Below are 24,598 nucleotides of genomic sequence, written 5' to 3' on the forward strand. Positions count from 1 at the left end.
GTCGCCATCCATGGCACATGCCAGGGCGTCTGCTCCGCGAACATCCTCTGCATATCGATGCAGAGATGGATCCAGTTGTCGGGCATGGAATCTGCAGCTTCAAGCATTCAGGGCGAATTGATGCTGGGCAGAAAATCCTCGACCTGCTTGCGGTCAGTTGCAGAAAGCGACTGCACCTGTTCTTGCCAGAAGCGTTCGGCCTCGGGCGGATCCTTCTCCCACTGGCGTACAGTGGTGATGTTGTCGTCGATCTTGGAGCGGCGGTGTCCGCCGAGACGCAGATATTCCTTGGCGATCCGCAGGCTCCTGGTTTCCGTACCCTTGTTGGTCTCGTTCATGTCATTGATCTCCGTTGCTTGCTTGGCGATGGAAACGCCTCACTTTACACGCGAGCCCGGCCGGCATTTTAGCATGTTGATGGGCCAAGATCCCGGCGGGAGTGACGGCGGCGCGATGATGACATCAGAGCCATCCAGCGCCGCGCATTTGGCAAGTTCAAAACCGATGCCGGTGGACGCCCCTGTAACGACGGCGAAAGCCTTTATCGAAGCAATATCAGCCATGTCGCTTCTCCTTATGGCTTGAGGACAACCTTGATGCAGCCGTCCTGCTTGTCGCGGAAGGTCTTATAGAGGTCAGGGCCATCCTCCAGCGATGCGCGGTGGGTGATGATGAAGGACGGGTCGATCTCGCCCTTCTGGATGCGCTCCATCAGCAGCGGCAGGTAGCGCTGCATCGGTGTCTGGGCCATCTTGAAAGTCAGGCCGCGGTTGATCGCCGAGCCCATCGGGATCTTGTCAAGCAAGCCGCCATAGACGCCGACGATGGAGACCGTGCCGAAGTTGCGGCAGCAATAGATCGCCTGACGGAGGACATGGGGCCTATCCGTGCCCATGAAGGTGGCCACCTTGATGCGGTCGAGGCGGGAATCCCAGCTTGCCGAGGCATCGGCCTCGGTTCCGACCGCATCGATGCAGGCGTCGGCGCCGCGTCCCTGCGTCAGCTCCATGATCCTGTCGTAGATATCTTCATCGTGGAAATCGAGGGTGATGGCGCCGGAGGCCTGCGCAAGCGCCATCCGCTCCGGCACGGTATCGACGGCGATGACGCGTTCGGCGCCGAGGATGAAAGCAGATTTGATCGCCATCTGACCAACCGGGCCGCAGCCCCAGACGGCAATCGTATCGCCCGGCTGGATGTTGCAGAAATCCGCTGCCATATAGCCCGTGGGGAAAATGTCTGACAGGAAGAGAACCTGCTCGTCCGTCAGCCCGTCCGGAACCTTGATCGGGCCGACATCGGCATAGGGTACGCGCAGATATTCCGCCTGTCCTCCGCTATAGCCGCCAAGCAGATGCGTATAGCCGAACAGACCGGCCGGGGAATTCCCCCACATCTTTGTGACCTTGGCGGGATCGGGATTGGAGCGTTCGCAGCCCGAAAAGAAGCCTCGTTTGCAGAAGAAGCATTCGCCGCAGGAAATGGTGAAGGGAACGACGACGCGGTCGCCGATCTTGAGATTGCTATTGTCCTTGCCGAGTGCGACGACCTCACCCATCGTCTCATGGCCCATGATATCGCCGCTGTGCATGTCGGGCATGACGCCGTTGAAGAGGTGAAGATCGGAGCCGCAGATCGCACAGGCCGTGACCTTGATAATCGCGTCGCGGCCATCCTCGATCTCGGGATCGGGAACGCTTTCGCAGCGTATGTCATGCTTGCCGTGCCAAGTGAGCGCCTTCATCACATTCTCCTTTTCTCCGTCGTAGAACTGCTCACTGCCGGAAATGATCCCAACGCAATCACGAAATATTAAGGTGAGGACCATGAAGGGCCGGGAGGTTCTTTTATCGAGACGGCAGTCAAGCTGTCTCAAAATCCCTCAAGGAGAATCTATCGTGGCAAACCAAGGCCGTTCACACGAACATCACGTCAAGGCTGGCGAACAGATCAACAAAAACAGCCGATAACCTTTGAAACAATCGAAATTAGCCCGCAAAAGCGGGCTTTTTTCATGTCTTCGGATGTTGTCGGCCGCATGTGTTTTTGGCGGATCCAATATTCAGCTACCGCTATCGTCCTCGCCTGGATACTGCTTCTCCTTGAGCAGCCCGGCCAGATGAACCGTGTTGCGCGCCAGCGTGTCGACCGTCGTCGTGACCACTTCAGGCACGTCGTCGAGATCGACGAAATTGGTGCTGCCCATGGCTTCGCCCACCCAGTAAGCCACAGCATTGGCGGGGATAGTGAAGCCGACATCGTTCAGCGCCTGATAGAGTTCCGCCGAGACATGATGGGCACCGTCCTCATTGCCAACAACGGCGACGGCCGCGACCCGTCCGTAAGAGATCATGCGGCCTTGCTCATCTTTTTCTTCCAGAAATGCATCCATGCGTTCCAAGGCGCGCTTTGCGACACTGCAGGGCTGGCCCATCCAGATGGGCGTGCCGAGGATGAGGATATCGGCGTCGAGGATCGTCTTGCGAATATCGGGCCACGCATCGCCCGGTCCCTCATCGGAGGTGACACCGGGCAGGATGTTGTGATCGGCGAGGCGGATCGTTTCGGTCTCGACGTCTTCCTTGCRCATTGCCTCGGCAATGAGCGACAGCATCCGGTCGGTTGAGGAGGGCTCACCGCCGCTCGATTTCAGGGTGGCATTGAGGGCAACGGCTTTGAGGGGCACGATCGATCTCCACGTTGTTCGTTCGCACACAACCTGGGACGATGCTCATGGTTCCCCACGCCTGAAACGCAAAAGCGGCGGAAAACCGCCGCCTCATGAAAACTTGTTCATAATCAGAGACTTATGGCAATTTCTTCACTCGATCGAGCCGACAGCCATTTCATCGACCTGGCGGGTCAGGGTCAAGCCGATGACAGGGATCATCTGGCTTTCGACCTTGACCGAAACGGTGACGTTCATGGTCTTGTCGTCGCGAACGCGGGCAATCATCGCGCCGTTCAGCTTTGAGCGATTGATGCCGACGACGACGGTGTCGTTGGTGACGGCGCCGGAGACGATATCGAGGCCCTTGCCTTCAGCGCCGTCCAGGAACTTGCCCTTGTAGGTGGAACCGGACTGCGAGATGACGGCGCTCATCGGCTGCTTGAAGACGCCGACGCGGCAGGTACCGTCGAGCTTGATGCCGGCGGGGGAATCATCGGCCGGCGATCCGACAAGATTGCACGTGAATTTCGTGCCCTTGTACTTGCCGGCGACGATTTCGCCCGGACCCTTCCAGGTACCGGAGACGGATTCGAAGAAGGCCTTGTCGCGGGTCGCCGCAGAGGCATTGGACGTGACGTCTGCCACCGGAGACAATGCCGCGGCGGCCAGGCCGCATACAAAAAGAAACTTGCGCGAGTACATGGATTTTCCTTGGCAAACACCACTCGGGAACTGGCACGAAGTTTTGCCGGAGAATGGTTAATGCTTTCTTTCCGAGGCGCCGAAATGCGTGGGAATACAGGGGCTTTCGCAAGGCAAGGATTCTGAGGTCGCGCCTTTAGCACATTGAATCCGCTTGAATTTTTTGCGTCCAAAGCAAAAAGGCATGAATATGTCAAAATCTGGCGTCTTGCTTAGGAATTACCATTGCGCGCGGTCATCGAGGGCGTCAGGTCACCGATGAAATCGCCGATTCCCGGCCGTTTCAACGCCCGGAACGTCAGCGGACGGCAGAGATCCATGGCGGCAATGCCGATGCGCGCCGTCATCAGCCCGTTGATGACGCCTTCGCCGAGTCGGGCCGAGAGCTTCGAGGCAAGCCCGTGGCCCAGCACCTGCTGCACGAGGCTGTCGCCGACGGCAATCGAGCCGGTCACCGCAAGGTGGGCGAGAACATCGCGCATCAATCTCAGCATGCCGAGCGTGCCGGGACGACCGCCATAGAGCTCGGCCATGGCACGGATGAGACGCGCCGATTCATAGAGGACATAGAGCAGGTCGACGATGGCGCGCGGGCTGACGGCCGTGACGATCGAGACGCGCTTTGCAGAGTTGACGATCAGCGCGCGAGCTCGCCGGTCCAGCGGGGCGAGCAGTTCGCGCTCGGCAAGTGCAATCAGGTGCGGGGGATCGATGACCTCGCCCTCGGTTTCCTTGAGCGTGGCTCGACCTTTTGCCGTCTCGGGCTTGTTGCCGAGAAGGCCCGTCAGGCGAGCGATAACCGCGCGAGCCTTCGCTGGCCGGGTTTCAACGATCGCGGCATCGGCTTCGGCCTTGATGATCTGCACCGCGGCAAGCCGCATCATGCCCGCCGTTTCCCGGATGACGATAGCGATGACGGCAAGGATGCCGATCGCCAAGACAGCAAGCGCGGTATAACCCAGCCAGTCGGCGCGACTGAAGAGATCGCGGATCAACCGATCGGTCCAGAGGCCAAAGGCAAGCGACAGAAGAATGCCGAAAGCGCCGGCGGCGATGCTGGCGAACGAAGTGCGGCGCTTGCGTGGTGCTGCGACCGGCAGCGGGCTCAGATCCTGTTCCGGATTGAGGAAGGGATCTTCCTCGTCAGGCGTCAGCACCACCTCACCGGTGAAGCTCGCGGGCTTGCGACGTTCCGTGCGCGGGGCTTCGGGCGCGGAGTTCTCTTCCTCGTAGGTGAAGGCGGCGGGCGCGCGGCGCGGATGATTGGGCTGGTCGATCGGCGGCTTGCTCATGCGAGGCGGTCTCCGAACAGGAACTGCATGGCGCGGTCGAGGCGGATATGCGGCACGGAGAGTTTGATACCGCCGCCGGTTTCCTCGAGCTGCGGCGGGCGGAAGCGCACGACATTGACGTCGGGCAGCTCGACCGAGGCGTCGCCTGCCTCGATGCGCTCGAACAGGGATTCGGGATTTTCCGGAAGATCGCCAGGGAAGATCGCCGTCTTGCGCTCGCCGTCGAAGATCTCGCCGGCAATCTTTTCGCCTGCGATGKGTGTTCCGACGATGACGGGCAGGTCGTTGCCGTCGCGGCGCACAGTTGCCTCCCGCGTGGCGCGCACGGAGGCTAGCGCCATGACATCGATGCCGGCGCCGGCCATGCCGATACGGTCGATGGCGCGGTCGACGAGACGGCGCGTCAGGCGATCCAGCCGGTCGTGGCTTTCGTGGTGCAGATGGTCAGCCTTGGTGGCGGCGACCAGAACGCGGTCGATGCGACGGCCAAGCAGCGAGGAGAGGACGGAATTGTTGCCGGGGCGGAAGCAGGCGAGCACATCGGTCAGCGCCCGTTCCAGATCCTGCACGGCTTCAGGCCCGCGGTTCATGGCCTGCAGCGCATCGACCAGCACGATCTGCCGGTCGAGCCTTGCGAAATGCTCCCGGAAGAAGGGTTTGACGACGACGGACTTATAGGCCTCGTAGCGCCGCTCCATCATCGCCCAAAGGGAACCTCGCTCCGGCTTTCCGTCCGCGGGCAGGGCAAGCGGGGCGAAGGTCAGGGCAGGCGACCCATCGAGATCTCCAGGCAGCAGGAAGCGGCCGGGCGGCAGGGTGGAAAGCGAGCGCTCGTCGGCCTTGCAGGCCTTCAGGTACTCGGCAAAGCTGGTTGCGAGGTCGCGGGCCACCATTTCATCGGCCGAGGCGGTAATGTCTGTCACCTTCGTCAAGGCCAGCCAGTCGCTCGACAGTTCGGCGCGGATGCCGGTTGCGGCAAGTGCGATCGTTTCCTCGCTGAAGGTACGGAAGTCCTTGCCGAGCAGTGGCAGGTCGAGCAGCCATTCGCCGGGATAATCGACGATATCGATCGACAGCCGGCCGGGCGAGAACATGCGCGTCCAGGAACTGGCGCTTTGATAATCGAGCGTGATGCGCAGCTCGGAAATCGCGCGGGTGGAATCCGGCCAGATGCGCTCCTTCACCAGCGCGCGGATATGATCCTCGTACTGGAAGCGCGGCACGGCATCATCGGGCTGCGGCTCCAGACGCACAGCCGAAACACGACCGGACTGCACCGCTTCGAACAGCGGCAGGCGGCCACCGTGCAGGAGATTGTGGACCAGCGAGGAGATGAAGACCGTCTTGCCGGAACGGGAAAGTCCGGTGACGCCGAGCCGGATGGTCGGATTGACCAGACCGCTGGCGCGGTCTGCAAGATTGTCCAGCGCGATCAGCGCATCGTCGGCAAAGGATGTCAGGCGTGGCGGCAAATCGGAATCCCTGATGGCACTGCCTGCAATATAGGGAAGGGCCGCTGCCTGAAAAAGAAGCGGCGCGAAAAGCTCTAATCGATAACGAAATCGACCAGTCGCCAGATAGAGGCCGACGCATCGTGATCGATGACGGCAAGACCTGCGGTCGGGAAGCCGGTCGGCAACGCGGCGACCATCGCCTCTTGGCCGATCAGCGCCTGCAGGGCCTGCTCCATGGTCGGGTTGTGGCCGACGAGCATGACGGTGCCCGCATCCTGCGCATCGATGATTTCGAGATATGTATCGACCGAGGCGTTGTAGAGCGTGTCGACGAAGCGCATGTCGAGCGTTTCGCCCATGGCGCGATGCACGGCCTCGGCGGTGTCACGGCAGCGAAGCGCGGTCGAGCTGATCAGGACGTCCGGACGGTAGCCCTTGTCGGCGGCGCGGTCGGCGACGATCTCGGCATCGCCGAAACCCTTCTGGTTCAGCGGGCGGTCGAAATCGCGCTGTCCGGGCTCGGCCCACGCGGCTTCGGCATGACGGAGGAGATAGATCCGGTTGGGCGGAGGCAGGAGGGCGGCCATGGGCAAATCCAGCTTCTAACGGAGCCTTTTCAGTAGCGGTTGCGATCCGGCAACGTCAACCGTCCGAAGGCTCCCAACGGCGCAAAAGCACGGTCCCAACACGGCATTTTGAAGGCGAAGCAAAAATTGTTGTTCGGAATAATGATGGGAAAATAGACTGTTAGCTAAAATTTGTGACAGATTTAAAAATCTGTTTACCTGTCTATTTTGGCTTGAATCACGGCTAGCGCTTGGGATATACACCCGGCCAGATGAGATGTTCTTCAGGAGAATCGCGTTGAGTGAGAAGATCGATCTTAGCAATTATGCTCCCTCGGAAGACGAGGAGTTCATGAACACGAACCAGCGGGCTTACTTCAGAGGCAAACTGGTCGCGTGGAGAAACGACATCCTTAGAGAAGCGCGCGAAACTCTCGACCATCTGGCAGAAGAAAGCGCAAACCATCCTGACCTCGCAGACCGTGCATCCTCTGAAACCGACCGGGCTATCGAACTTCGCGCCCGTGACCGTCAGAGAAAGCTGATCTCCAAGATCGACGCAGCGCTGCAGCGCATTGAAGATGGCACCTACGGCTATTGTGAGGAAACCGGCGAACCGATCGGCCTCAAGCGTCTCGACGCCCGCCCGATCGCCACGCTGTCGATCGAGGCGCAGGAACGCCACGAGCGCCGCGAAAAGGTTTACCGGGACGAATAATCGTTTCAAGACCGGCAAAGAATAAAGGCACCGCGAGACGATCGCGGTGCCTTTTTGGTTTTGGCGCTCTTCGCTCCGGGCCCCTAGGCCGCGGCTTTACTTGTCTCGGTTGACGCTCATTTCGCCGAAGATGCGGGCAACTTCCTTTTGAAGTGCTGCATCAGCGCCCGTGATCGGTGCCATTTCGGGGTCGCGGCGCGGCATTGATCCAGGCTGAGAGGAGACGGGCTGCTGTGCAGGGCGCGCCTGCTGCGCATTGGGCGCGGGAGCCACGCGATCTGCGGCGACATTACCGGTTATTTCCTCATCGAGGACGCGCTGGAAATCCCGGCGGATGGCGGCCGATTGCGCGCCGCCGTCTTCCGTTGCGACCGGTGCACCGCGCGAAACGGGCGGCGTGGAAACCTCCGGTTCGATGCGCTGTTGCGGCAGCACGCGCTGGCGGGCTGCATCGAGGATATCGGCGGCGTTGGCCGCATCCGGCATCGGCTGCGGAACGGGACGTTCGGGCTGGCGCGGCTGAACCTGTGGCGGGCGCTGCAGACCGTCACGCTCGGCTGTGAGGGGCGGAGCCGACATCTGCGGAGCGGAACGTTCCGGCTGGCTGGACATCGGCTGGCCCGGCGTTTGCTGAGCGGACATTTGCTGAGCGGACATGGGCGGGGCAACGGCCGGAGCGACCAGGGGTTCGGGCCGCTGGCGGATGGGCTCGGCCGGCGGGGCGATGACTGGGGGAGCGATGACGACAGGTGCAGGTGTCGGCGCCGGTGTATAGGTTTCGAAATCGGGTTCGGCGCTTGCAGCAACAGCCGGCGCGACGGAAGCGGCGACCGGCTGCTGCGGTTCGCGGCGCGGCTGGATGACGGCCCGCTCCTGGACGACTGGGCGTTCCTCGACCGGCTGCGGGCGGAACTCGGCAGCCGTTTCGACTTCGGGTTCCGGCAGGATGCGGCTTTCGATGACGATATCAGTGGGGCCGCCGATCATGACGAGATGTTCGACATTGTCGCGGCGCACGAGCACCAGGCGGCGGCGAGCATCGACAGCGGCGGCATCGAGAACCTGAAGGCGCGGCTGGCGGTTGCGGCCGCCACGGACGAAGGGCGAGGGCGCGCGGTTGCGCATGAACCACAGGATGGCGATGAGCAGGATGAGGGCAATACCGACACCGCCGGCTGCAAGCAGGAAGCGGCTACCGTAAGCTCCTACAACATCATCGAACATAGGCACTCACTCCATTTCGCATTATGGCACAACAGACGACTTTTCCGCTCCTTAGGCAAGAGCTGGCGGGTCTGTCCAGTCGCCGCCGAACGCGATTTCGTGTTGTGCAACCTATTTGATAGAACGGGGTCAGGGGCAAACTGGCGCGTTTGCCTGTGAATTCAAGCAGTCTGATGAAAGCCTGCTGTTTTTGAGGGCGCAGCAAGTTGATAAGAAGGGATAGACTGCCTGATTCCTGCTGCGTATCGGTGTACGCACGCAGCCGGAAGGGCTCATGCGAGGAATAAATGACGAAATCGCGTCAGGTCGACGACTATAACGCGCCGCTTGTGGATCGTGGGGGGCGTTCTGGCACGGCAATACGCATCATCCTGCTGGCGATCGTGCTGATTGCGGCGGCCGCGGCCTTTGTCTTCTTCAAGGATTCGCTCGGCAACGAGCTGGTGCTCGGCTGTCTCGGCGTGCTCGCCATGGTCGGCATCTTCTTCCTGGTATCCTCGGTCATCGGCTTCATCGAGGTGATGCCGCAGCGCCAGTCCGACAGCTTGGCGCGCGCCTTTTTGAACAGCCACCCCGATGGATCGCTGATCACCGACGACAAGGGCCGCATCGTCTACGCCAACGCCGCCTATGGGGCGCTGACGGGCGCCCGCAAGGCGACCGAGGTGCAGACGCTGGAGACGTTGCTGTCGCGCCACCGCGAATCGAACGAGGCGCTCTACCGGCTGGTGAACGGCCTGCGGGAAGGCCGCGAAGGCCGGGAGGAATTCCGCCTGCTGCGTGCCGTCGGCCCCGGAAGCAGCGCCGGCGCCCATTGGTACCGCCTGAAAGCTCGTCTCTTGACGCCGGAAGAGGGCGACGGCAAGCCGCTGCAGATCTGGCAGATCACCGATATCACGGCCGAACGCGAGGATCAGGAGCGCTTCTTCAAGGAATTGCAGAACGCGATCGATTATCTCGACCACGCTCCGGCAGGCTTCTTCTCCGCCGGACGCAAGGGCGAGATCTTCTATCTGAATGCGACGCTTGCCGAATGGCTGGGCCTCGACCTCACCAAATTCATGCCGGGCTCGATGAACATCGGCGATCTCGTGGCGGGCGAGGGGCTGGCGTTGATCCAGTCCGTGCAGGCCGAGCCGGGCTTCAAGAAGACCGTGACGCTCGAACTCGACCTGCGCAAAACGAACGGCCAGAGCCTGCCGGTGCAGATCATCCACCGCGTCACCTCCATGCGCGACGGGGCGCCCGGTGAAAGCCGGACGATCGTGCTGACGCGCGACAAGGACGGCGAGAACGGACAATCTGCTTCTGCGGCTGCCATGCGCTTTACGCGCTTCTTCAACAACACGCCGATGGCGATCGCCTCCGTCAATGGCGATGGCAAGATCCTGCGCACCAATGCGCCCTTCCTGAAGCTCTTCTCCAATATCGTCTCGCGTGACGACCTGGAGCGCGGTGCGCTGATGGAAACGATCGTGCAGGAAAGCGACCGGCCGCAGCTTGCCGCGGCACTCGCCGCCGCCAAGGACCGGCAGGGCGATATCGCGCCGATCGATTCCCGCACGCCGACGGACGATGCGCGTTTCTTCCGCTTCTACGTGAATGCCGTCATCGACCAGAGCGACGAGGCGCCCGAGGAGGCGGCCATCGTCTATGCCGTCGAGGTGACCGAGCAGAAGGCACTGGAAGCGCAGATGGCGCAGACGCAGAAGATGAATGCGGTCGGCACGCTCGCCGGCGGCATCGCGCACGATTTCAACAACGTGCTGACAGCAATCCTGCTGTCCTCCGACCACCTGCTTTTACAGGCGCGGCCTGCCGATGCGAGCTTCGCCGACCTGATAGAGATCAAGCGCAACGCCAACCGCGCGGCGGTGCTGGTTCGCCAGCTTCTCGCCTTCTCGCGCAAGCAGACGATGCGGCCGACGGTGTTGAACCTGACCGATGTCGTCGGCGACCTGCGCATGCTGGTCGACCGGCTGATTTCAGGCACCAACGTCAAGCTCGACGTGGAATATGGCCGCGATCTCTGGCCGGTCAAAACCGATCTTTCGCAATTCGAGCAGGTGCTGATCAACCTCAGCGTCAATGCCCGCGACGCCATGCCCAATGGAGGCACGCTGACGCTGCGGACCCGCAATCTACCGGCCGCAGAGGTCGCCGCCTTCAACTATTCCTACATGCCGCATGAAGACATGGTGCTGATCGAGGTGACCGATACAGGCACCGGTATTGCGCCCGAGATCATGGACAAGATCTTCGAGCCGTTCTTCACGACCAAGGATGTGGGCAAAGGCACCGGTCTCGGCCTTGCCATGGTCTATGGCATCGTCAAGCAGTCCGGCGGTTATATTCAGCCGGAATCGGAAGTCGGCAAAGGCACGACCTTCCGCATCTTCCTGCCGCGCCATATCGTCGAGCCGGCAGTTGCGGCCGAAGGGGAAGCCGCTGATCAGGCAGTTGCAGCCGGCGGCGCACAGATTGTCGAACTGGTCCAGCCCCAGCAGCCGGAAGACCTGACCGGCTCGGCTGTCATCCTGCTCGTGGAAGATGAGGAAGCGGTGCGCCGTGGCGGCAAGCGCATGCTGGAGACGCGCGGCTATACGGTCCACGAGGCTGGGTCCGGCGTCGAAGCCCTCGAAATCATGGAAGAGCTGGAAGGCAAGGTCGACATCGTCGTCTCCGACGTCGTGATGCCGGAAATGGACGGGCCTTCGCTGCTGCGCGAGTTGCGCAAGAAATATCCGGATATGAAGTTCATCTTCGTTTCCGGCTATGCCGAGGATGCGTTCGCCCGCAACCTCCCGCCGGAGGCCAAGTTCGGATTTCTGCCGAAGCCGTTTTCGCTGAAGCAGCTGGCGGTGGCAGTGAAGGAAACGCTGGATAGCTAAAGCTTTTGCGGGGGGTGTCCCCCGGCACGACACGTCTACAGGAACGGGGCGGGTCTAGCCCGCCCCATCAATCCTTATTCTCCAAGCGCCACGGCAATCTCAGCCGCAAGCCGCGCATTGTTCTCCACCAGCGCGATATTCGTCTTCAAGCTCTGCCCGTCCGTCAGGTCAAAGATCGTGCTCAGCAGGTAAGGTGTTACCGCCTTGCCGGTGACTTCGTCGCGTTCGGCGCTGTCGAGGGCGCGCTCGATGTAGATTTCCATTTCCTCGCGGGCGATTTCGTCGGCTTCCGGAACCGGATTGGCGATCAGCATGCCGCCGTCGATGCCGAGCTGTTCGCGCGTCGTCTGGAAATTGGCGATCGCTGCCGGGCTGTTCAGGGTGAGCGGGCTGCGGATGCCCGAGGCGCGCGACCAGAAGGCCGGGAATTCATCGCTCTCATAGGTCACGACGGGCACGCCGCGGGTTTCCAGCACTTCCAGCGTCTTCGGAATATCGAGGATCGCCTTTGCGCCGGCGCAAACGACGATGACGCCGGTGCGGGCCAGTTCTTCGAGATCAGCCGAGATATCGAAGGTTTCTTCAGCACCGCGATGGACACCGCCGATGCCGCCTGTCGCAAAGACCTTGATGCCGGCCCGCGCTGCCGCAATCATCGTCGCGGCGACCGTCGTCGCACCCGTGCGGCGCTCGGCGATGGCGAAGGCGAGATCGGCGCGCGACACCTTCAAGACATCCTTCGCCTGGGCGAGTTGCTCGAGCTCAGCGGCCTCAAGGCCAATATGAAGTGTGCCGTGGATGACAGCGATGGTGGCGGGAACCGCACCCTGATCGCGGATGATCGATTCGACGCTGCGCGCCATCTCGATATTGCCGGGGTAGGGCATGCCATGCGTGATGATGGTCGATTCGAGCGCCACGATCGGGGCGCCGCGCTGCTTGGCGGCGGCCACTTCCTTCGAATAGGAGATCGGCAGCAGGGGCGAAATGGGTTTGGTCATGATCGGTGTCCCTTTATCGATGGTGCCGCTTCATTGCAGAATTCTCGCCGCCGGGACAAGCGAAAGCATGTCGCGGATAAGATCCGGCGAGAGATTTTCGTTCACGGCGTGCCGTGACTGGACAGTAAGGGCGGCTGCAGCCGTGCCATGGCGCACCGCTTCTTCCAGCGGCAGGCCACGCATGAGGGCCGAGAGCGTGCCGGCTGCCAGAGAATCTCCGGCGCCGGTGACATCGGCCACTGTCTCCGAGATCGGCGGCTGTAGGACGAGCGCACGATGGTCATTGAAGGCGACGAGCTCGCGCTGGCCGCGGGTGACGACCGCGCCGCTGACGCCGATGTCACCGAGCAGGGACGGCCAAGCGGCAGCATCCTCCGGCCGGTGGCCGACAAGGGCTGCAGCCTCGGCCTCGTTGAGGAAGAGATAGTCGATGCCGTCGAGGCAGGGCAGGAGGCGCACCACCTTGGCCGGCGAGATGGCGATGGCCGCCACCGGCTTGCCGAGCGCCTTTGCCCTTGCGACGATCGCAGCTGCCGTTTCCTCCGGCAGGTTGGCGTCGAAGAGAATGAAATCGGTAGCGGCGAAGGCATCGCGCACCCAGCGGATCGACAGACGCCGCGGCACGAAGAAGCGGTAGAGCTCCATATCCGCCAGCGCGATGAGCAGATTGCCGTCCCTCTCAATGATCGCCGTATAGCTCGGCGTCTTGCGGTCGAGGAAGACGAAGGGGCGGTCGTCTATCCCCGCAAGGTCGGCCGCCTCGCTCACCGTCTCGCCGATCGGGTCGCCGCCGCGCGGCGAAATCATCGTCACGTCGAAGCCGAGTCGAGCCAGATTGCGGGCCGCATTGAAGCCACCGCCGCCGGGTTCCTCGAACCATGTCCCGGGGTTGCTGGCGCCGGGTGCCGTCTCGCCGGCAATGCGGCCGCGACGATCGATATGGGCGCCACCGAGAACGAGAATCTTGCCGCTCATTTCTGCTCTCCCAAAGCGAATCGAATAGGCTCCGAAATACCCGCATTCAGCCCCGGTGGCTTATTAAGCCGTTGCTTTGCATCGATAAAACAAAAATAGAACACAGGCCGTTTTACCTTTTTCTTTCAATTATTTGCAACCCCATTGCGAAATAAGAACAAATCAGGTACAAACTTCGCATCAGCGGCGACATTGCTTGAGCAGCGTCAATAACCTAAAGGTGGATCGAATGTCTCAGAATTCATTGCGGCTCGTAGAGGACAAATCGGTGGACAAAAGCAAGGCGCTCGAAGCGGCACTCTCACAGATCGAGCGGTCGTTCGGCAAGGGCTCGATCATGAAACTCGGTTCGAACGAGAGCATCGTCGAGATCGAAACAGTTTCCACGGGTTCGCTCAGCCTCGATATCGCGCTCGGCATCGGCGGCCTGCCGAAGGGCCGCATCGTCGAAATCTACGGTCCGGAAAGCTCTGGTAAGACGACGCTCGCTCTGCAGACCATTGCCGAAGCCCAGAAGAAGGGCGGCATCTGCGCCTTCGTCGACGCCGAACACGCTCTCGATCCGGTCTATGCCCGCAAGCTTGGCGTCGATCTGCAGAACCTCCTGATCTCCCAGCCGGACACAGGCGAGCAGGCGCTTGAAATCACCGATACGCTGGTGCGTTCCGGCGCCATCGACGTCCTCGTCGTCGACTCGGTCGCCGCACTGACGCCGCGCGCCGAAATCGAAGGTGAAATGGGCGACAGCCTGCCAGGCCTTCAGGCTCGCCTGATGAGCCAGGCGCTGCGCAAGCTGACGGCTTCGATCTCCAAGTCGAATACCATGGTGATCTTCATCAACCAGATCCGCATGAAGATCGGCGTCATGTTCGGTTCGCCGGAAACGACAACTGGTGGTAACGCGCTGAAGTTCTACGCCTCCGTTCGCCTCGACATCCGCCGCATCGGCCAGGTCAAGGAGCGCGAAGAGGTGATCGGCAACCAGACGCGCGTCAAGGTCGTCAAGAACAAGATGGCGCCTCCCTTCAAGCAGGTCGAATTCGACATTATGTATGGCGAAGGCGTCTCCAAGACCGGCGAACTCGTCGATCTCGGCGTCAAGGCCGGCATCGTCGAGAAATCGGGCGCCTGGTTCTCCTATAACAGCCAGCGCCTCGGCCAGGGCCGCGAAAACGCCAAGACTTTCCTGCGCGACAATCCGGATCTCGCCCGCGAGATCGAAACGGCATTGCGCCAGAACGCCGGCCTGATTGCCGACCGCTTCCTACAGAATGGCGGCCCTGACGCCGGCGACGATGCAGGTGATGCCGGCGACATGTAATTCGCCCTGACCACTGAAGCACATTCGTACCGGCCGCATTCCTTCACGAGAATGCGGCCGGTTTTGTTTGTTCGCTGGACAGTGGCAAGGTCGAACGATAAAAGCCGATGAATTTGGTTTTACCTGCCTGCTGGCAGCATCGAAGGGCATGAAATGAGCGGTGTGAACGATATCCGGTCGACCTTCCTCGACTACTTCAAGAAGAACGGCCATGAGATCGTTTCATCGAGCCCGCTCGTGCCGCGCAACGACCCGACGCTGATGTTTACGAATGCCGGCATGGTGCAGTTCAAGAACGTCTTCACCGGTCTCGAAAAGCGTCCCTATTCGACGGCAACGACTTCGCAGAAATGCGTGCGCGCCGGCGGCAAGCATAACGACCTCGACAATGTCGGCTATACCGCGCGCCATCTGACCTTCTTCGAAATGCTCGGCAATTTCTCCTTCGGCGACTATTTCAAGGAGAATGCGATCGAGCTTGCCTGGAAGCTCGTCACCGAAGGCTTCGACCTTCCGAAGAACCGTCTGCTGGTGACCGTCTATTCCGAAGACGAGGAAGCCGCGACGCTGTGGAAGAAGATCGCCGGTTTTTCCGACGACAAGATCATCCGCATCCCGACCTCTGACAATTTCTGGCAGATGGGCGATACCGGCCCCTGCGGCCCGTGCTCGGAAATCTTCATCGACCAGGGCGAGAATGTCTGGGGCGGCCCTCCCGGCTCGCCGGAAGAGGATGGTGACCGGTTCCTGGAGTTCTGGAACCTCGTCTTCATGCAGTTCGAACAGACCGAGCCCGGCGTTCGCAATCCGCTGCCGCGTCCGTCGATCGACACCGGCATGGGCCTGGAGCGCATGGCCGCCGTTCTCCAGGGTGTCCAGAGCGTGTTCGACACCGACCTGTTCCGCACATTGATCGCCACCATCGAGGATACGATGGGCGCTAAGGCTGAGGGCAGTGCCAGCCACCGCGTCATCGCCGACCATCTGCGCTCCTCGGCCTTCCTGATCGCCGATGGCGTTCTGCCGTCTAATGAAGGCCGCGGCTATGTGCTGCGCCGCATCATGCGCCGCGCCATGCGCCATGCGCAGCTTCTCGGCGCCAAGGAGCCGCTGATGTACAAGCTGCTGCCGACGCTGGTGCAGGAGATGGGCCGCGCCTATCCGGAACTGGTGCGCGCCGAGCCGCTGATCTCCGAAACACTGAAGCTCGAAGAAAACCGCTTCCGCAAGACGCTGGAGCGCGGCCTCTCGCTTCTCTCCGACGCGACCACGGACCTTTCCAAGGGCGATATGCTTGACGGTGAGACCGCCTTCAAGCTCTACGACACCTATGGCTTCCCGCTCGACCTGACGCAGGATGCGCTGCGCGCCCGCGAGATCGGCGTCGACATTTCCGGCTTCACCGATGCGATGCAGCGCCAGAAGGCAGAGGCACGCTCGCACTGGGCCGGCTCCGGCGAGAAGGCGACGGAGACCGTCTGGTTCGAGCTCAAGGAAAAGCACGGCGCGACCGAATTCCTGGGCTACGACACCGAAACCGCTGAAGGCGTGGTGCAGGCGATCGTCAAGGATGGCGCTGTTGCGACCGAGGCCAAGGCCGGCGACAAGGTGCAGATCGTCGTCAGCCAGACACCATTCTACGGTGAATCCGGTGGCCAGATGGGCGATACCGGCGTGATCTCGTCCGACCATGGCAAGATCGAGATTTCAGATACGCAGAAGCGGGGCGAAGGCCTTTTCGTGCATCTGGGCACGGTCATCGAAGGCGTGTTCAAGGACGGCGATGCGGTCGTGCTGACGGTCGATCATGCGCGCCGTTCGCGGCTACGTGGCAACCACTCGGCGACCCACCTGCTGCATGAGGCTCTGCGCGAAGTGCTCGGCACCCATGTCGCCCAGAAGGGTTCGCTGGTCGCGCCCGAGCGCCTGCGTTTCGACGTCTCGCATCCGAAGCCGATGTCGGCAGAGGAGCTGAAGGTTGTCGAGGAGATGGCCAACGAGATCGTTTTGCAGAACGCGCCTGTTACGACACGCCTGATGAGCGTCGACGATGCGATCGAGGAAGGCGCGATGGCGCTCTTCGGCGAGAAATACGGCGATGAAGTGCGTGTCGTTTCAATGGGCACGGGTCTGCATGGCGCCAAGGCCAACAGGCCCTATTCGATCGAACTCTGTGGCGGAACGCATGTGTCGGCGACCGGCCAGATCGGCCTCATTCGTATCCTCGGCGAAAGCGCCGTTGGTGCCGGTGTCCGCCGTATCGAAGCGGTGACCGGTGAATCGGCTCGCGAATATCTCGCCGAGCAGGACGACCGCGTGAAGACGCTCGCCGCATCGCTGAAGGTGCAGCCTTCAGAAGTGCTGACGCGCGTCGAGGCGCTGATCGATGAGCGTCGCAAGCTGGAAAAGGAACTGGCCGATGCCAAGCGCAAGCTCGCCATGGGCGGCGGGCAGGGTGGTTCTGCCGATGCCGTGCGCGAGATTGCCGGCATCAAGTTCCTCGGCAAGGCCATAGCTGGCGTCGACCCTAAGGATCTCAAGGGCCTCGCCGATGACGGCAAGGCCAGCATCGGCTCCGGCGTGGTGACGCTGATCGGCGTTTCCGAAGATGGCAAGGCCAGTGCGGTCGTMGCCGTGACGCCCGATCTCGTCGGCCGCTTCAGTGCCGTCGATCTGGTGCGCGTCGCATCCGCCGCGCTCGGCGGCAAGGGCGGCGGCGGCCGTCCGGATATGGCCCAGGCCGGCGGCCCTGACGGAGCCAAGGCCGACGAGGCGCTCGAGGCCGTTGCGGTTGCGCTCGCCGGCTGATCATTGGCCTGACAACAGTTTGACATCAGAACCGGCTGCGAGATCCTGGATTTCGCAGCCGGTTTTGTCTTCGGCGCGCGTGCTTAGACAGGTGACTGCAGGGCGGTCAGTTTCTGGTCTGCAGCGCGAGACGGCAGGCGAGCCCGGTAAAGACAGTTGCCAGCGYATATTGCGGCAGCTTCGGGAAACGGCGCATCGAGCCAAGCCGTGAACGGATCTGGCTTCCGAGGATAATGACGGCACCATTCACGACGAGGCCGATGCCGTTCAGGACGCTGGCAAGCACCAGCATCTGCGCGGTCATGGAGCCGCTCTCTGCATTCACGAATTGCGGAAATAGCGCGATGACGAAGAGCGCCATTTTCGGATTGAGCGAGTTGGTTGCTAGGCCAGCGAAGAAGATGCGCCTGCCCGACAGGCGCTTCAGCGTCGCAGCCGGCGCAAAGGCTGTGCCTTCCGAACGGATGGTCTTGTAGGCGAGATAAAGCAGATAGCAGCAGCCGGCCCAGCGTACGGCTTCAAAGGCGGCAGGTACGGTCATGAAGAGCTGGGAAAGCCCGAAAGCTGTGGCAAGGGCGTGGCAGTAGGTGCCGAGTGCGATGCCCGCATAGGTCAGAAATCCGCCAGCGCGTCCCTGGCTGATGCTGCGCGAGGCGATCAGCAGCATGTCGGGGCCGGGCGTGGCGGTCAGCACCAGCGCTGCGGCGGCGAAAAGTATCAATGTGGAAAAATCCGGCATCAGTCTTCCTCATGGGTTTGAGCCGGAATTCCGCTCTACGCCGGATTCGCCGAAGGTTCAAGTCCGCAGGATTTGTCAAATCGGGTTATGCTTTGTTATGGCCGATCGAACAGCAAAGGGTTTGACATGGTGGGTGAAACGGCCTGGGCGCTCTACGAGAACCGTCTGAGACGGGTTTCGTCCTATATCCACGACCATCTGGACGAGGATCTGGATATGGAGCGGCTGGCCGAGATCGCCTGCCTGTCGAGCTATCACTGGCACAGGATCTACCGGGCGATTTATGGCGAGACGCTGGCGGCGACCGTCAAGCGGCTGCGGCTGCATCGCGCGGCGGGCGATATCGTCCGCACGGACCTTGATGTCAGCGAGATTGCGAAGCGATCAGGCTATCCCAATCTCCAATCCTTCAACCGCATCTTCAAGGCGGTCTATGGAATGCCGCCGGCACGCTATCGGAAAGAGGGAAGCCATACAGTCTTCGAACCCTCAACCTCCGGAAAGGCACCTGCCATGTTTGACGTAAGCCTGAAAACCATCCCGCCGCTCGAATTGGTCGGCGTTCCCCATACCGGCTCCTATATGGAGATCGGCAAGGCCTTCGAGACGCTGTTCGGCACATTGTATGCCCGCGGGCTCGCAAAACCCGAGATGCGAATGATCGGCGTCTATCTCGATGATCCCGATCTCGTGCAGGCCGAGAAGCTGCGCTCCGTCGCCTGTGTCACGGCAGGTGAAGAGACGACGGCAAACACCCCGCTGGAGCGGCGCATGGTGGAAGGCGGTGACTACGCCGTGCTGCACCACAAGGGGCCTTATGCCGATATGTACAAGGCCTACCAGTGGCTCTACGCCCAGTGGCTGCCAGCCTCGGGTCGACAGATCCGCGACAAGGTCATGTTCGAGGAGTATCTCAACAATCCGCGCGAAGTCGCGCCGACCGAGCTACGGACTGATATCTATATGCCTCTCGCCTGATTTGGCTTTTTTCCTACGCAATTCCGGACGCAAAACCGCTGCACAGTTTTGCTGGAATTGCTTTCAGGCCGCCTGCATGGCTTTCGCCGCCTCGTCATCCAGCGCGGTTGCCCGCTTGTAGGCATCGCGTCCGGCAAGGCGGCCGAAATAGTCGACGAAAACCTGGCGCTTCTCGATGCCACCGAAGGCAAGGCCCCAGCCGACATGCGAGCCGACATAGACATCAGCCGCCGTGAAGCGCTTGCCGGCGATATAGGGAGAGGCGGCCGAAACCGCCTTTTCCAGCGTACCCATGACATCGCCGAAGGAACCGCAGCCAGCCATGCGCAGCCGCTCCTGCGGGATTTCGAAGCCGAGCGCCTTCAGCGTAACGGAAGCTTCCAGCGGCCCGGCGGCGAAAAACATCCAGCGGTAATAATCGGCCCGTTCATCGGGCTGCGGGCCGAGCCCTGCCTGCGGAAACGTGTCCGCAAGATACGCACAGATCGCCGCGCATTCCGTCACGATCGTCGTCCTGTGACGGATGGCCGGTACCTTGCCCATCGGGTTGACGGACAGATAGTCCGGCTCCTTCATCGTCCCGCCGAATGTCAGGATTTCGGTACGATAGGGTACGCCGGTTTCTTCCAGCATCCACCGCGCTATCCGGCCGCGCGACATCGGGTTGGTGTAGAAGGTGATTTCCTCGGTCATCCTGTTCTCCTCTTTCCCATGCTCTTTTCGTAGCATTGGCGCGGGAGATTTCAACCTTTGGTGCAGGCGGCGTCTTCAGAGCAGCACGGCGGATGATCTCGGTCGATGTCGGTGCGTCGCCGGCGGCAGTCTGACCGGAAGGCAATCGCCAACGCTGATTGTAATGTTGGGTCTGGGTCTCAAGCAAAGCAAGATCAAGATAAAAAACAATCATATCCTGCCCCTCGCGTCGCGCAAGGAGCCTTACAAGTTGCAGGAATTCGGGGACAAAACTCTTCTTGGCCATCAGAACCTCCATGCCTAGGCGAGCGAATTGATAGCCATTGCAACTTACGCGAGGCTTAATTCTTAAAGCATCTGCTAATTTAGACGCCAAGGCCGACACCTGACAGACAACAAAAAACCCGGCGCAGAGGCCGGGTTTTTCGATCGTTCATCCGAGCAGGGCTCAGGCCATCGCGGCCTGCAGGTTCTGGTCGATCTTGTCGAGGAATGCGGTGGTGGAGAGCCACGGCTGATCCGGGCCGATGAGCAGCGCCAGATCCTTGGTCATGAAGCCGGCTTCGACGGTGTCGACGCAGACCTTTTCGAGCGTGGCAGCGAACTTGGCGAGTTCGGCATTGTCGTCGAGCTTGGCGCGGTGCGCGAGGCCACGGGTCCAGGCGAAGATCGAAGCGATCGAGTTCGTCGAGGTTTCCTGGCCCTTCTGGTGCTGGCGGTAGTGGCGGGTAACCGTGCCGTGAGCGGCTTCGGCTTCAACCGTCTTGCCATCGGGCGTCAAGAGGACCGAGGTCATCAGGCCGAGCGAGCCGAAGCCCTGAGCGACCGTGTCGGACTGGACGTCGCCGTCATAGTTCTTGCAGGCCCAGACGTAACCGCCGGACCACTTCAGCGCGGAAGCGACCATGTCGTCGATCAGGCGGTGTTCGTAGGTGATGCCGGCTTCCTTGAACTGATCCTTGAATTCAGCTTCGAAGACTTCTTCGAAGATGTCCTTGAAGCGGCCGTCATAGGCCTTGAGGATGGTGTTCTTGGTCGACAGGTAGACCGGCCACTTGCGCATCAGGCCATACATCATCGAGGCGCGGGCGAATTCGCGGATCGACTCGTCGAGGTTGTACATGGCCATGGCGACGCCGGCGCCCGGTGCGTTGAAGACTTCCTTCTCGATGACGGTGCCATCTTCGCCGACGAACTTGATCGTCAGCTTGCCCTTGCCGGGGAACTTGAAGTCGGTTGCGCGGTACTGGTCGCCGAAAGCGTGACGGCCGACGACGATCGGCTGTGTCCAGCCGGGAACGAGGCGCGGAACGTTGCGGCAGATGATCGGCTCGCGGAAGATGACGCCGCCGAGGATGTTGCGGATCGTGCCGTTCGGGCTCTTCCACATTTCCTTGAGGTTGAATTCCTTGACGCGCGCTTCGTCCGGCGTGATCGTCGCGCACTTGATGCCGACGCCGTACTTCTTGATGGCGTTGGCGGCGTCGACGGTCACCTGGTCGTTGGTGGCGTCGCGGTTTTCGACAGAGAGGTCGAAGTAATCGATGTCGAGGTCGAGATACGGATGGATCAGCTTATCCTTGATGAGCTGCCAAATGATGCGAGTCATTTCATCGCCGTCGAGATCGGCGACGGGATTGGCGACCTTGATCTTCTTCATGTATCTGCCTCGTAAGCTTAGGAAAGGGACGGCTGTCCCCGGGTGGGTGATGTGGTCCGGAGCGCTATAGCATTGTGAGCCGGGAAGGCAAAGTATAACGGCCGCCGAAATGCGTTTTTGCCGCCATTGCCAAGTGCGGGAAAATGGCTAGTCTCGCCGACAGAAGCCCCCGAGTCCCGGACATTTTGCCATGAAAAAGATCGCCGTTCTGTTCGCCGGCCTCATTGCCGCGCTGTCTGTCCTGCCGCGCGTTTCGGCTGCCGCCGACGCGACCGCGCCGGTCAAGGAGATCATGAAGGACACGCAGAAGAACTGGGCGGGCGACAACAGCGACTGGATCGATATTTTCGACGAGGCCACGCTAAACCGGCTCTACAGCAAGGACTTTGGGGACAAATACAAGGCTGCTGCGCAGAACCCGGCAGCCGACGAAGACGGCATCTCCCCCTTCGATTACGACGTGATCGTCAACGGCCAGGATGCCTGCCCGCTGCAGGATCTTTCCATCGAAAGCGGCCAGCCGGCAAACGGCACGACCGAAGTGACCGTCAAATTCAAGGCGGCGACCTGCATGGATGGCACACCCGACAAGGATGCCCTCACGACCGTGCGTTTCGAGGTGATCGACGAGAACAGCAAAGCCGTCATCGACGACATCATGATCCAGGGCGAGGAGGGGCAGGGGCCGATCTCGCTGAAGGAAGCCATGGTGCAGATCGCCAATGGCGAATGAAGCTGGGGATCGCCGACCGGTGACGCCCAGGGATCACCATGCTGGCGATGCCGGATGTGATTTGATTTTTGCCGCGACGACGGTATCTGGCTCTCGGGTGTCGTCGCGTCAGGTGCGCATGAGGACTGGCAAGGGTGATTTCCGGATTTGAATTCCGAGACTGGCTGCTCGCCAACGACCCGGCGCTTTCGCGCCTGCGCATGGGCTCGCGCGTCACGCTGTCGATCGTCCTGTCCTTCGCGATCCTGCTTTTGATCCATATGCTTGTCGTGCCGCTGCCGATCGCCTCCTTTGGCCTCGGCATCGTGCTGTCGATCGAAGGCGGGGTTGCCGTGCGCGACAAGGGCTCGACGCGCCAGCTCATCACAAGGCTGCTCGGCTGTCTTGCGAGCCTCTTGGTGGTCGGCATTGCGGCCGTGCTTGAATCGCATCGCGTCCTCTCGGATTTCATCTTCCTCGTGGTGATTTTCCTCGCCTCGGTGGCGCGCGTTTACGGCCCGCGTGGCTTTGCGATCGGCATGTTCGCTTTCACCTCCTATTTCATGGGCTCCTACTTCCACCCGACGATCGGGGAATTGCCTGTCGTCCTGATCGGCCCTGTTGTCTCGGCGCTTGTTAGCCATTGGGTGAGGGCGGTGCTTCTGCCCGACAATTGGCGGCGCGACCTGCTGCGTTCACTGGAGAGCGTGCGGGGCCGCATCAATCAGATCCTCTTCAAGCTCGCTGCCCTTGCAGCGGATGGAAAGGTCGATGAGGCCGATCGGCAGGAACTGCGCCAGTTGGAAGACCGGCTGAAAGAAGTAGTGCTGATGGCCGAGAGCTTCATTCCGCGCCCGCCGGGCGGCGTTTTTGATGGCGCTTCCGCTCCGGCCGCGGAACTGGCGATCCGGTTATTCGATGCGCATTTGGCGGCTGAAAGCGCCATCGTGCTGAGCTATCAAAGTGCGCCATCCTTTGTGCTCATCCATGCCGTCATCGAGGATGACAAGGCAGTGTTGTCTGCGCAGGAAAAGGCAGTCGCCGATATGGAAGGCCAGCCGCAGGGCGAGACGGCGCGGGCACTGCTCTGGCTCGGAGCGGCGCGCCGGCAGCTCATCGAAACGATCGATACCGGGCGCGGGACGGATTTTGCCGAGATCGCCTCTGTCGAGGAGGTCAGCACGCCCACGGCAGTCGATTTCTCGCTGAAGAACCCGGTGATGCGTTCTGCCCTGCAGATCACGCTGGCGGCGGCGATTGCCATGACGCTCGGGCTGGCGCTGTCGCGCGAGCGCTGGTTCTGGGCGGTGCTCGCTTCCTTCCTCGTCTTCAGCAATACCAATTCGCGCGGCGACACGGCCATCAAGGCGCTGCAGCGCTCGATCGGCACGCTGTTCGGCATCGCCTTCGGCCTGGTGCTGGCCTCATTGCTTTCCCACCAGATGGGTATTGCCATTGCCGTTTCGATCGTCTGCGTCTTCCTCGCCTTCTACTTCCTGCAGAGTTCCTATGCGACGATGACCTTCTTCATCTCGATCGTGCTCTGCCTGGTCTATGGCATGATGGGTGTCCTGACCTTCGATCTCCTGAAACTGCGACTTGAGGAAACGGTCATCGGCGCGATCGCGGGAACGCTGGTTGCCTTCCTCGTCCTGCCGGCACGCACGCGCGGGGCACTCGATACGGCGGTCGCCAAGTGGTTCGACACCCTGAAGGAGCTGCTGTCGGCCGTATCGAACAAGAGCCAGCCGGAACTCATCGTCATCTCGCAGAAGGTCGATGCCTGCTACCGCGACATTACGCTCGCCGCGCGCCCTCTCGGCTCCACCTGGTCCATTGTCACCAGGCCGGGACAGATCCGCCAGACATTGGCGATCTTCCTTTCGATCACCTATTGGTCGCGCATTCTGGCCCGCAACCACACGGCCGATGCCGTCGACGACGATCTGAAGCGCAGGATCGCTGACGATATCGGCGTTCTGGACGCGGCTGCACCACGCGGCTCGGAATGTTTCCTCGTCATCCGCAAGCAGATGCGGCCGACCGGCCGCCACCTGCCGCTGTGGCGGGAAGGCACGCGGCTTGCCGTCGAAATGATCGGCTCGACGCTGGAGCGGCTCTATCCCGCAGAGACGCGGGACTTGCCGTTTACGGCCAGCAAAGCTATTGCGCCCGTAAATCAGGAATAGGAAA

19 protein-coding genes and 3 pseudogenes are annotated in these 24,598 nt (G+C 61.4%); 7 read left to right on the forward strand and 15 right to left on the reverse strand.

Annotated features, from left to right (window positions below; translation table 11 throughout):
- From AC1D35_RS01530 to AC1D35_RS01570, 9 genes and pseudogenes are all read right to left on the reverse strand, one after another.
- Window positions 1-86, reverse strand: a pseudogene (locus AC1D35_RS01530) (cysteine hydrolase); the annotation flags it as partial.
- A 21-nt stretch (window positions 87-107) separates the two neighbouring features.
- Window positions 108-323: pseudogene (locus AC1D35_RS01535) on the reverse strand (hypothetical protein); the annotation flags it as partial.
- Between the two features lie 126 nt (window positions 324-449).
- Window positions 450-563 (reverse strand): annotated as a pseudogene (locus AC1D35_RS01540) (SDR family NAD(P)-dependent oxidoreductase); the annotation flags it as partial.
- Window positions 564-574: 11 nt separating this feature from the next.
- Entirely contained in the window at window positions 575-1,744 is a 1,170-nt protein-coding gene (locus AC1D35_RS01545; RefSeq protein ID WP_477938189.1) for a zinc-dependent alcohol dehydrogenase, read from the reverse strand.
- A 318-nt stretch (window positions 1,745-2,062) separates the two neighbouring features.
- Window positions 2,063-2,686, reverse strand: coding sequence for a flavodoxin family protein (locus AC1D35_RS01550; RefSeq protein ID WP_477938190.1), 624 nt, complete (start codon window positions 2,684-2,686; stop codon window positions 2,063-2,065).
- A 135-nt stretch (window positions 2,687-2,821) separates the two neighbouring features.
- Window positions 2,822-3,373, reverse strand: coding sequence for a hypothetical protein (locus tag AC1D35_RS01555; RefSeq protein ID WP_113299474.1), 552 nt, complete (start codon window positions 3,371-3,373; stop codon window positions 2,822-2,824).
- A gap of 212 nt (window positions 3,374-3,585) precedes the next feature.
- Window positions 3,586-4,665, reverse strand: a complete 1,080-nt coding sequence (locus AC1D35_RS01560) for a TIGR01620 family protein (protein WP_113310688.1) — start codon at window positions 4,663-4,665, stop codon at window positions 3,586-3,588.
- On the reverse strand, window positions 4,662-6,137 hold the full coding sequence (locus AC1D35_RS01565; protein WP_477938191.1) for a YcjX family GTP-binding protein: 1,476 nt from the start codon (window positions 6,135-6,137) through the stop codon (window positions 4,662-4,664). Before AC1D35_RS01565 ends, AC1D35_RS01560 begins: the two co-directional genes overlap by 4 nt.
- Window positions 6,138-6,211: 74 nt before the next feature.
- Window positions 6,212-6,706, reverse strand: coding sequence for a SixA phosphatase family protein (locus AC1D35_RS01570; RefSeq protein WP_113299471.1), 495 nt, complete (start codon window positions 6,704-6,706; stop codon window positions 6,212-6,214).
- A gap of 277 nt (window positions 6,707-6,983) precedes the next feature.
- Between AC1D35_RS01570 and dksA the strand changes: the two genes are divergently transcribed.
- Window positions 6,984-7,403 carry an RNA polymerase-binding protein DksA gene (gene dksA / locus AC1D35_RS01575; RefSeq protein ID WP_113299470.1) on the forward strand — a complete coding sequence of 140 codons (420 nt, stop codon included), beginning with the start codon at window positions 6,984-6,986 and terminating at the stop codon, window positions 7,401-7,403.
- A gap of 96 nt (window positions 7,404-7,499) precedes the next feature.
- Here dksA and AC1D35_RS01580 read toward each other — a convergent pair whose 3' ends face one another.
- Entirely contained in the window at window positions 7,500-8,627 is a 1,128-nt protein-coding gene (locus AC1D35_RS01580; RefSeq protein ID WP_477855238.1) for a flagellar biosynthetic protein FliO, read from the reverse strand.
- Between the two features lie 287 nt (window positions 8,628-8,914).
- On the opposite strand from AC1D35_RS01580, the gene cckA reads away from it, so the two are divergent.
- A complete protein-coding gene (cckA, locus tag AC1D35_RS01585) occupies window positions 8,915-11,518 on the forward strand; it encodes a cell cycle histidine kinase CckA (protein ID WP_113310685.1) in 2,604 nt (867 codons plus the stop codon).
- Between the two features lie 74 nt (window positions 11,519-11,592).
- Here cckA and AC1D35_RS01590 read toward each other — a convergent pair whose 3' ends face one another.
- Window positions 11,593-12,519: a pseudouridine-5'-phosphate glycosidase gene (locus AC1D35_RS01590; protein WP_113299467.1), complete on the reverse strand. Its 927-nt coding sequence runs from the start codon at window positions 12,517-12,519 to the stop codon at window positions 11,593-11,595.
- Between the two features lie 30 nt (window positions 12,520-12,549).
- Window positions 12,550-13,494 (reverse strand): carbohydrate kinase family protein, encoded by a 945-nt coding sequence (locus tag AC1D35_RS01595; RefSeq protein WP_113310684.1) that lies wholly within the window; start codon window positions 13,492-13,494, stop codon window positions 12,550-12,552.
- Between the two features lie 229 nt (window positions 13,495-13,723).
- On the opposite strand from AC1D35_RS01595, the gene recA reads away from it, so the two are divergent.
- Together recA and alaS are read left to right on the forward strand one after the other, a co-directional pair.
- A complete protein-coding gene (recA, locus tag AC1D35_RS01600) occupies window positions 13,724-14,815 on the forward strand; it encodes a recombinase RecA (protein ID WP_113299465.1) in 1,092 nt (363 codons plus the stop codon).
- Between the two features lie 153 nt (window positions 14,816-14,968).
- A complete protein-coding gene (gene alaS / locus AC1D35_RS01605) occupies window positions 14,969-17,623 on the forward strand; it encodes an alanine--tRNA ligase (protein ID WP_113299464.1) in 2,655 nt (884 codons plus the stop codon).
- Between the two features lie 106 nt (window positions 17,624-17,729).
- Here alaS and AC1D35_RS01610 read toward each other — a convergent pair whose 3' ends face one another.
- Window positions 17,730-18,362 (reverse strand): LysE family translocator, encoded by a 633-nt coding sequence (locus tag AC1D35_RS01610; protein WP_477938192.1) that lies wholly within the window; start codon window positions 18,360-18,362, stop codon window positions 17,730-17,732.
- Between the two features lie 126 nt (window positions 18,363-18,488).
- On the opposite strand from AC1D35_RS01610, the gene AC1D35_RS01615 reads away from it, so the two are divergent.
- Window positions 18,489-19,340: an AraC family transcriptional regulator gene (locus AC1D35_RS01615; protein ID WP_113310682.1), complete on the forward strand. Its 852-nt coding sequence runs from the start codon at window positions 18,489-18,491 to the stop codon at window positions 19,338-19,340.
- 63 nt (window positions 19,341-19,403) lie between these two features.
- On the opposite strand, the gene AC1D35_RS01620 is transcribed toward AC1D35_RS01615, so the two are convergent.
- Both AC1D35_RS01620 and AC1D35_RS01625 read right to left on the reverse strand, forming a co-directional pair.
- On the reverse strand, window positions 19,404-20,033 hold the full coding sequence (locus AC1D35_RS01620; RefSeq protein ID WP_113310681.1) for a glutathione S-transferase family protein: 630 nt from the start codon (window positions 20,031-20,033) through the stop codon (window positions 19,404-19,406).
- Window positions 20,034-20,481: 448 nt separating this feature from the next.
- Window positions 20,482-21,693: an NADP-dependent isocitrate dehydrogenase gene (locus tag AC1D35_RS01625; protein WP_113299460.1), complete on the reverse strand. Its 1,212-nt coding sequence runs from the start codon at window positions 21,691-21,693 to the stop codon at window positions 20,482-20,484.
- Window positions 21,694-21,883: 190 nt separating this feature from the next.
- Between AC1D35_RS01625 and AC1D35_RS01630 the strand changes: the two genes are divergently transcribed.
- On the forward strand, window positions 21,884-22,426 hold the full coding sequence (locus AC1D35_RS01630; RefSeq protein ID WP_113310680.1) for a hypothetical protein: 543 nt from the start codon (window positions 21,884-21,886) through the stop codon (window positions 22,424-22,426).
- Between the two features lie 134 nt (window positions 22,427-22,560).
- Window positions 22,561-24,594, forward strand: coding sequence for an FUSC family protein (locus AC1D35_RS01635; RefSeq protein WP_113310679.1), 2,034 nt, complete (start codon window positions 22,561-22,563; stop codon window positions 24,592-24,594).
- Window positions 24,595-24,598 lie beyond the last annotated feature (4 nt).

The organism is Rhizobium sp. P1_E6 (genome assembly GCF_056405875.1).

Bases quoted from the DNA above. Each gene is read 5' to 3' on its own strand.
- AC1D35_RS01595 (WP_113310684.1), bottom strand. From the start codon at position 13,494: ATGAGCGGCAAGATTCTCGTTCTCGGTGGCGCCCATATCGATCGTCGC.
- AC1D35_RS01555 (WP_113299474.1), bottom strand. From the start codon at position 3,373: ATGTACTCGCGCAAGTTTCTTTTTGTATGCGGCCTGGCCGCCGCGGCA.
- AC1D35_RS01580 (WP_477855238.1), bottom strand. From the start codon at position 8,627: ATGTTCGATGATGTTGTAGGAGCTTACGGTAGCCGCTTCCTGCTTGCA.
- AC1D35_RS01590 (WP_113299467.1), bottom strand. From the start codon at position 12,519: ATGACCAAACCCATTTCGCCCCTGCTGCCGATCTCCTATTCGAAGGAA.
- AC1D35_RS01615 (WP_113310682.1), top strand. From the start codon at position 18,489: ATGGTGGGTGAAACGGCCTGGGCGCTCTACGAGAACCGTCTGAGACGG.
- cckA (WP_113310685.1), top strand. From the start codon at position 8,915: ATGACGAAATCGCGTCAGGTCGACGACTATAACGCGCCGCTTGTGGAT.
- AC1D35_RS01570 (WP_113299471.1), bottom strand. From the start codon at position 6,706: ATGGCCGCCCTCCTGCCTCCGCCCAACCGGATCTATCTCCTCCGTCAT.
- recA (WP_113299465.1), top strand. From the start codon at position 13,724: ATGTCTCAGAATTCATTGCGGCTCGTAGAGGACAAATCGGTGGACAAA.
- AC1D35_RS01625 (WP_113299460.1), bottom strand. From the start codon at position 21,693: ATGAAGAAGATCAAGGTCGCCAATCCCGTCGCCGATCTCGACGGCGAT.
- AC1D35_RS01630 (WP_113310680.1), top strand. From the start codon at position 21,884: ATGAAAAAGATCGCCGTTCTGTTCGCCGGCCTCATTGCCGCGCTGTCT.
- AC1D35_RS01545 (WP_477938189.1), bottom strand. From the start codon at position 1,744: ATGAAGGCGCTCACTTGGCACGGCAAGCATGACATACGCTGCGAAAGC.
- AC1D35_RS01620 (WP_113310681.1), bottom strand. From the start codon at position 20,033: ATGACCGAGGAAATCACCTTCTACACCAACCCGATGTCGCGCGGCCGG.
- AC1D35_RS01560 (WP_113310688.1), bottom strand. From the start codon at position 4,665: ATGAGCAAGCCGCCGATCGACCAGCCCAATCATCCGCGCCGCGCGCCC.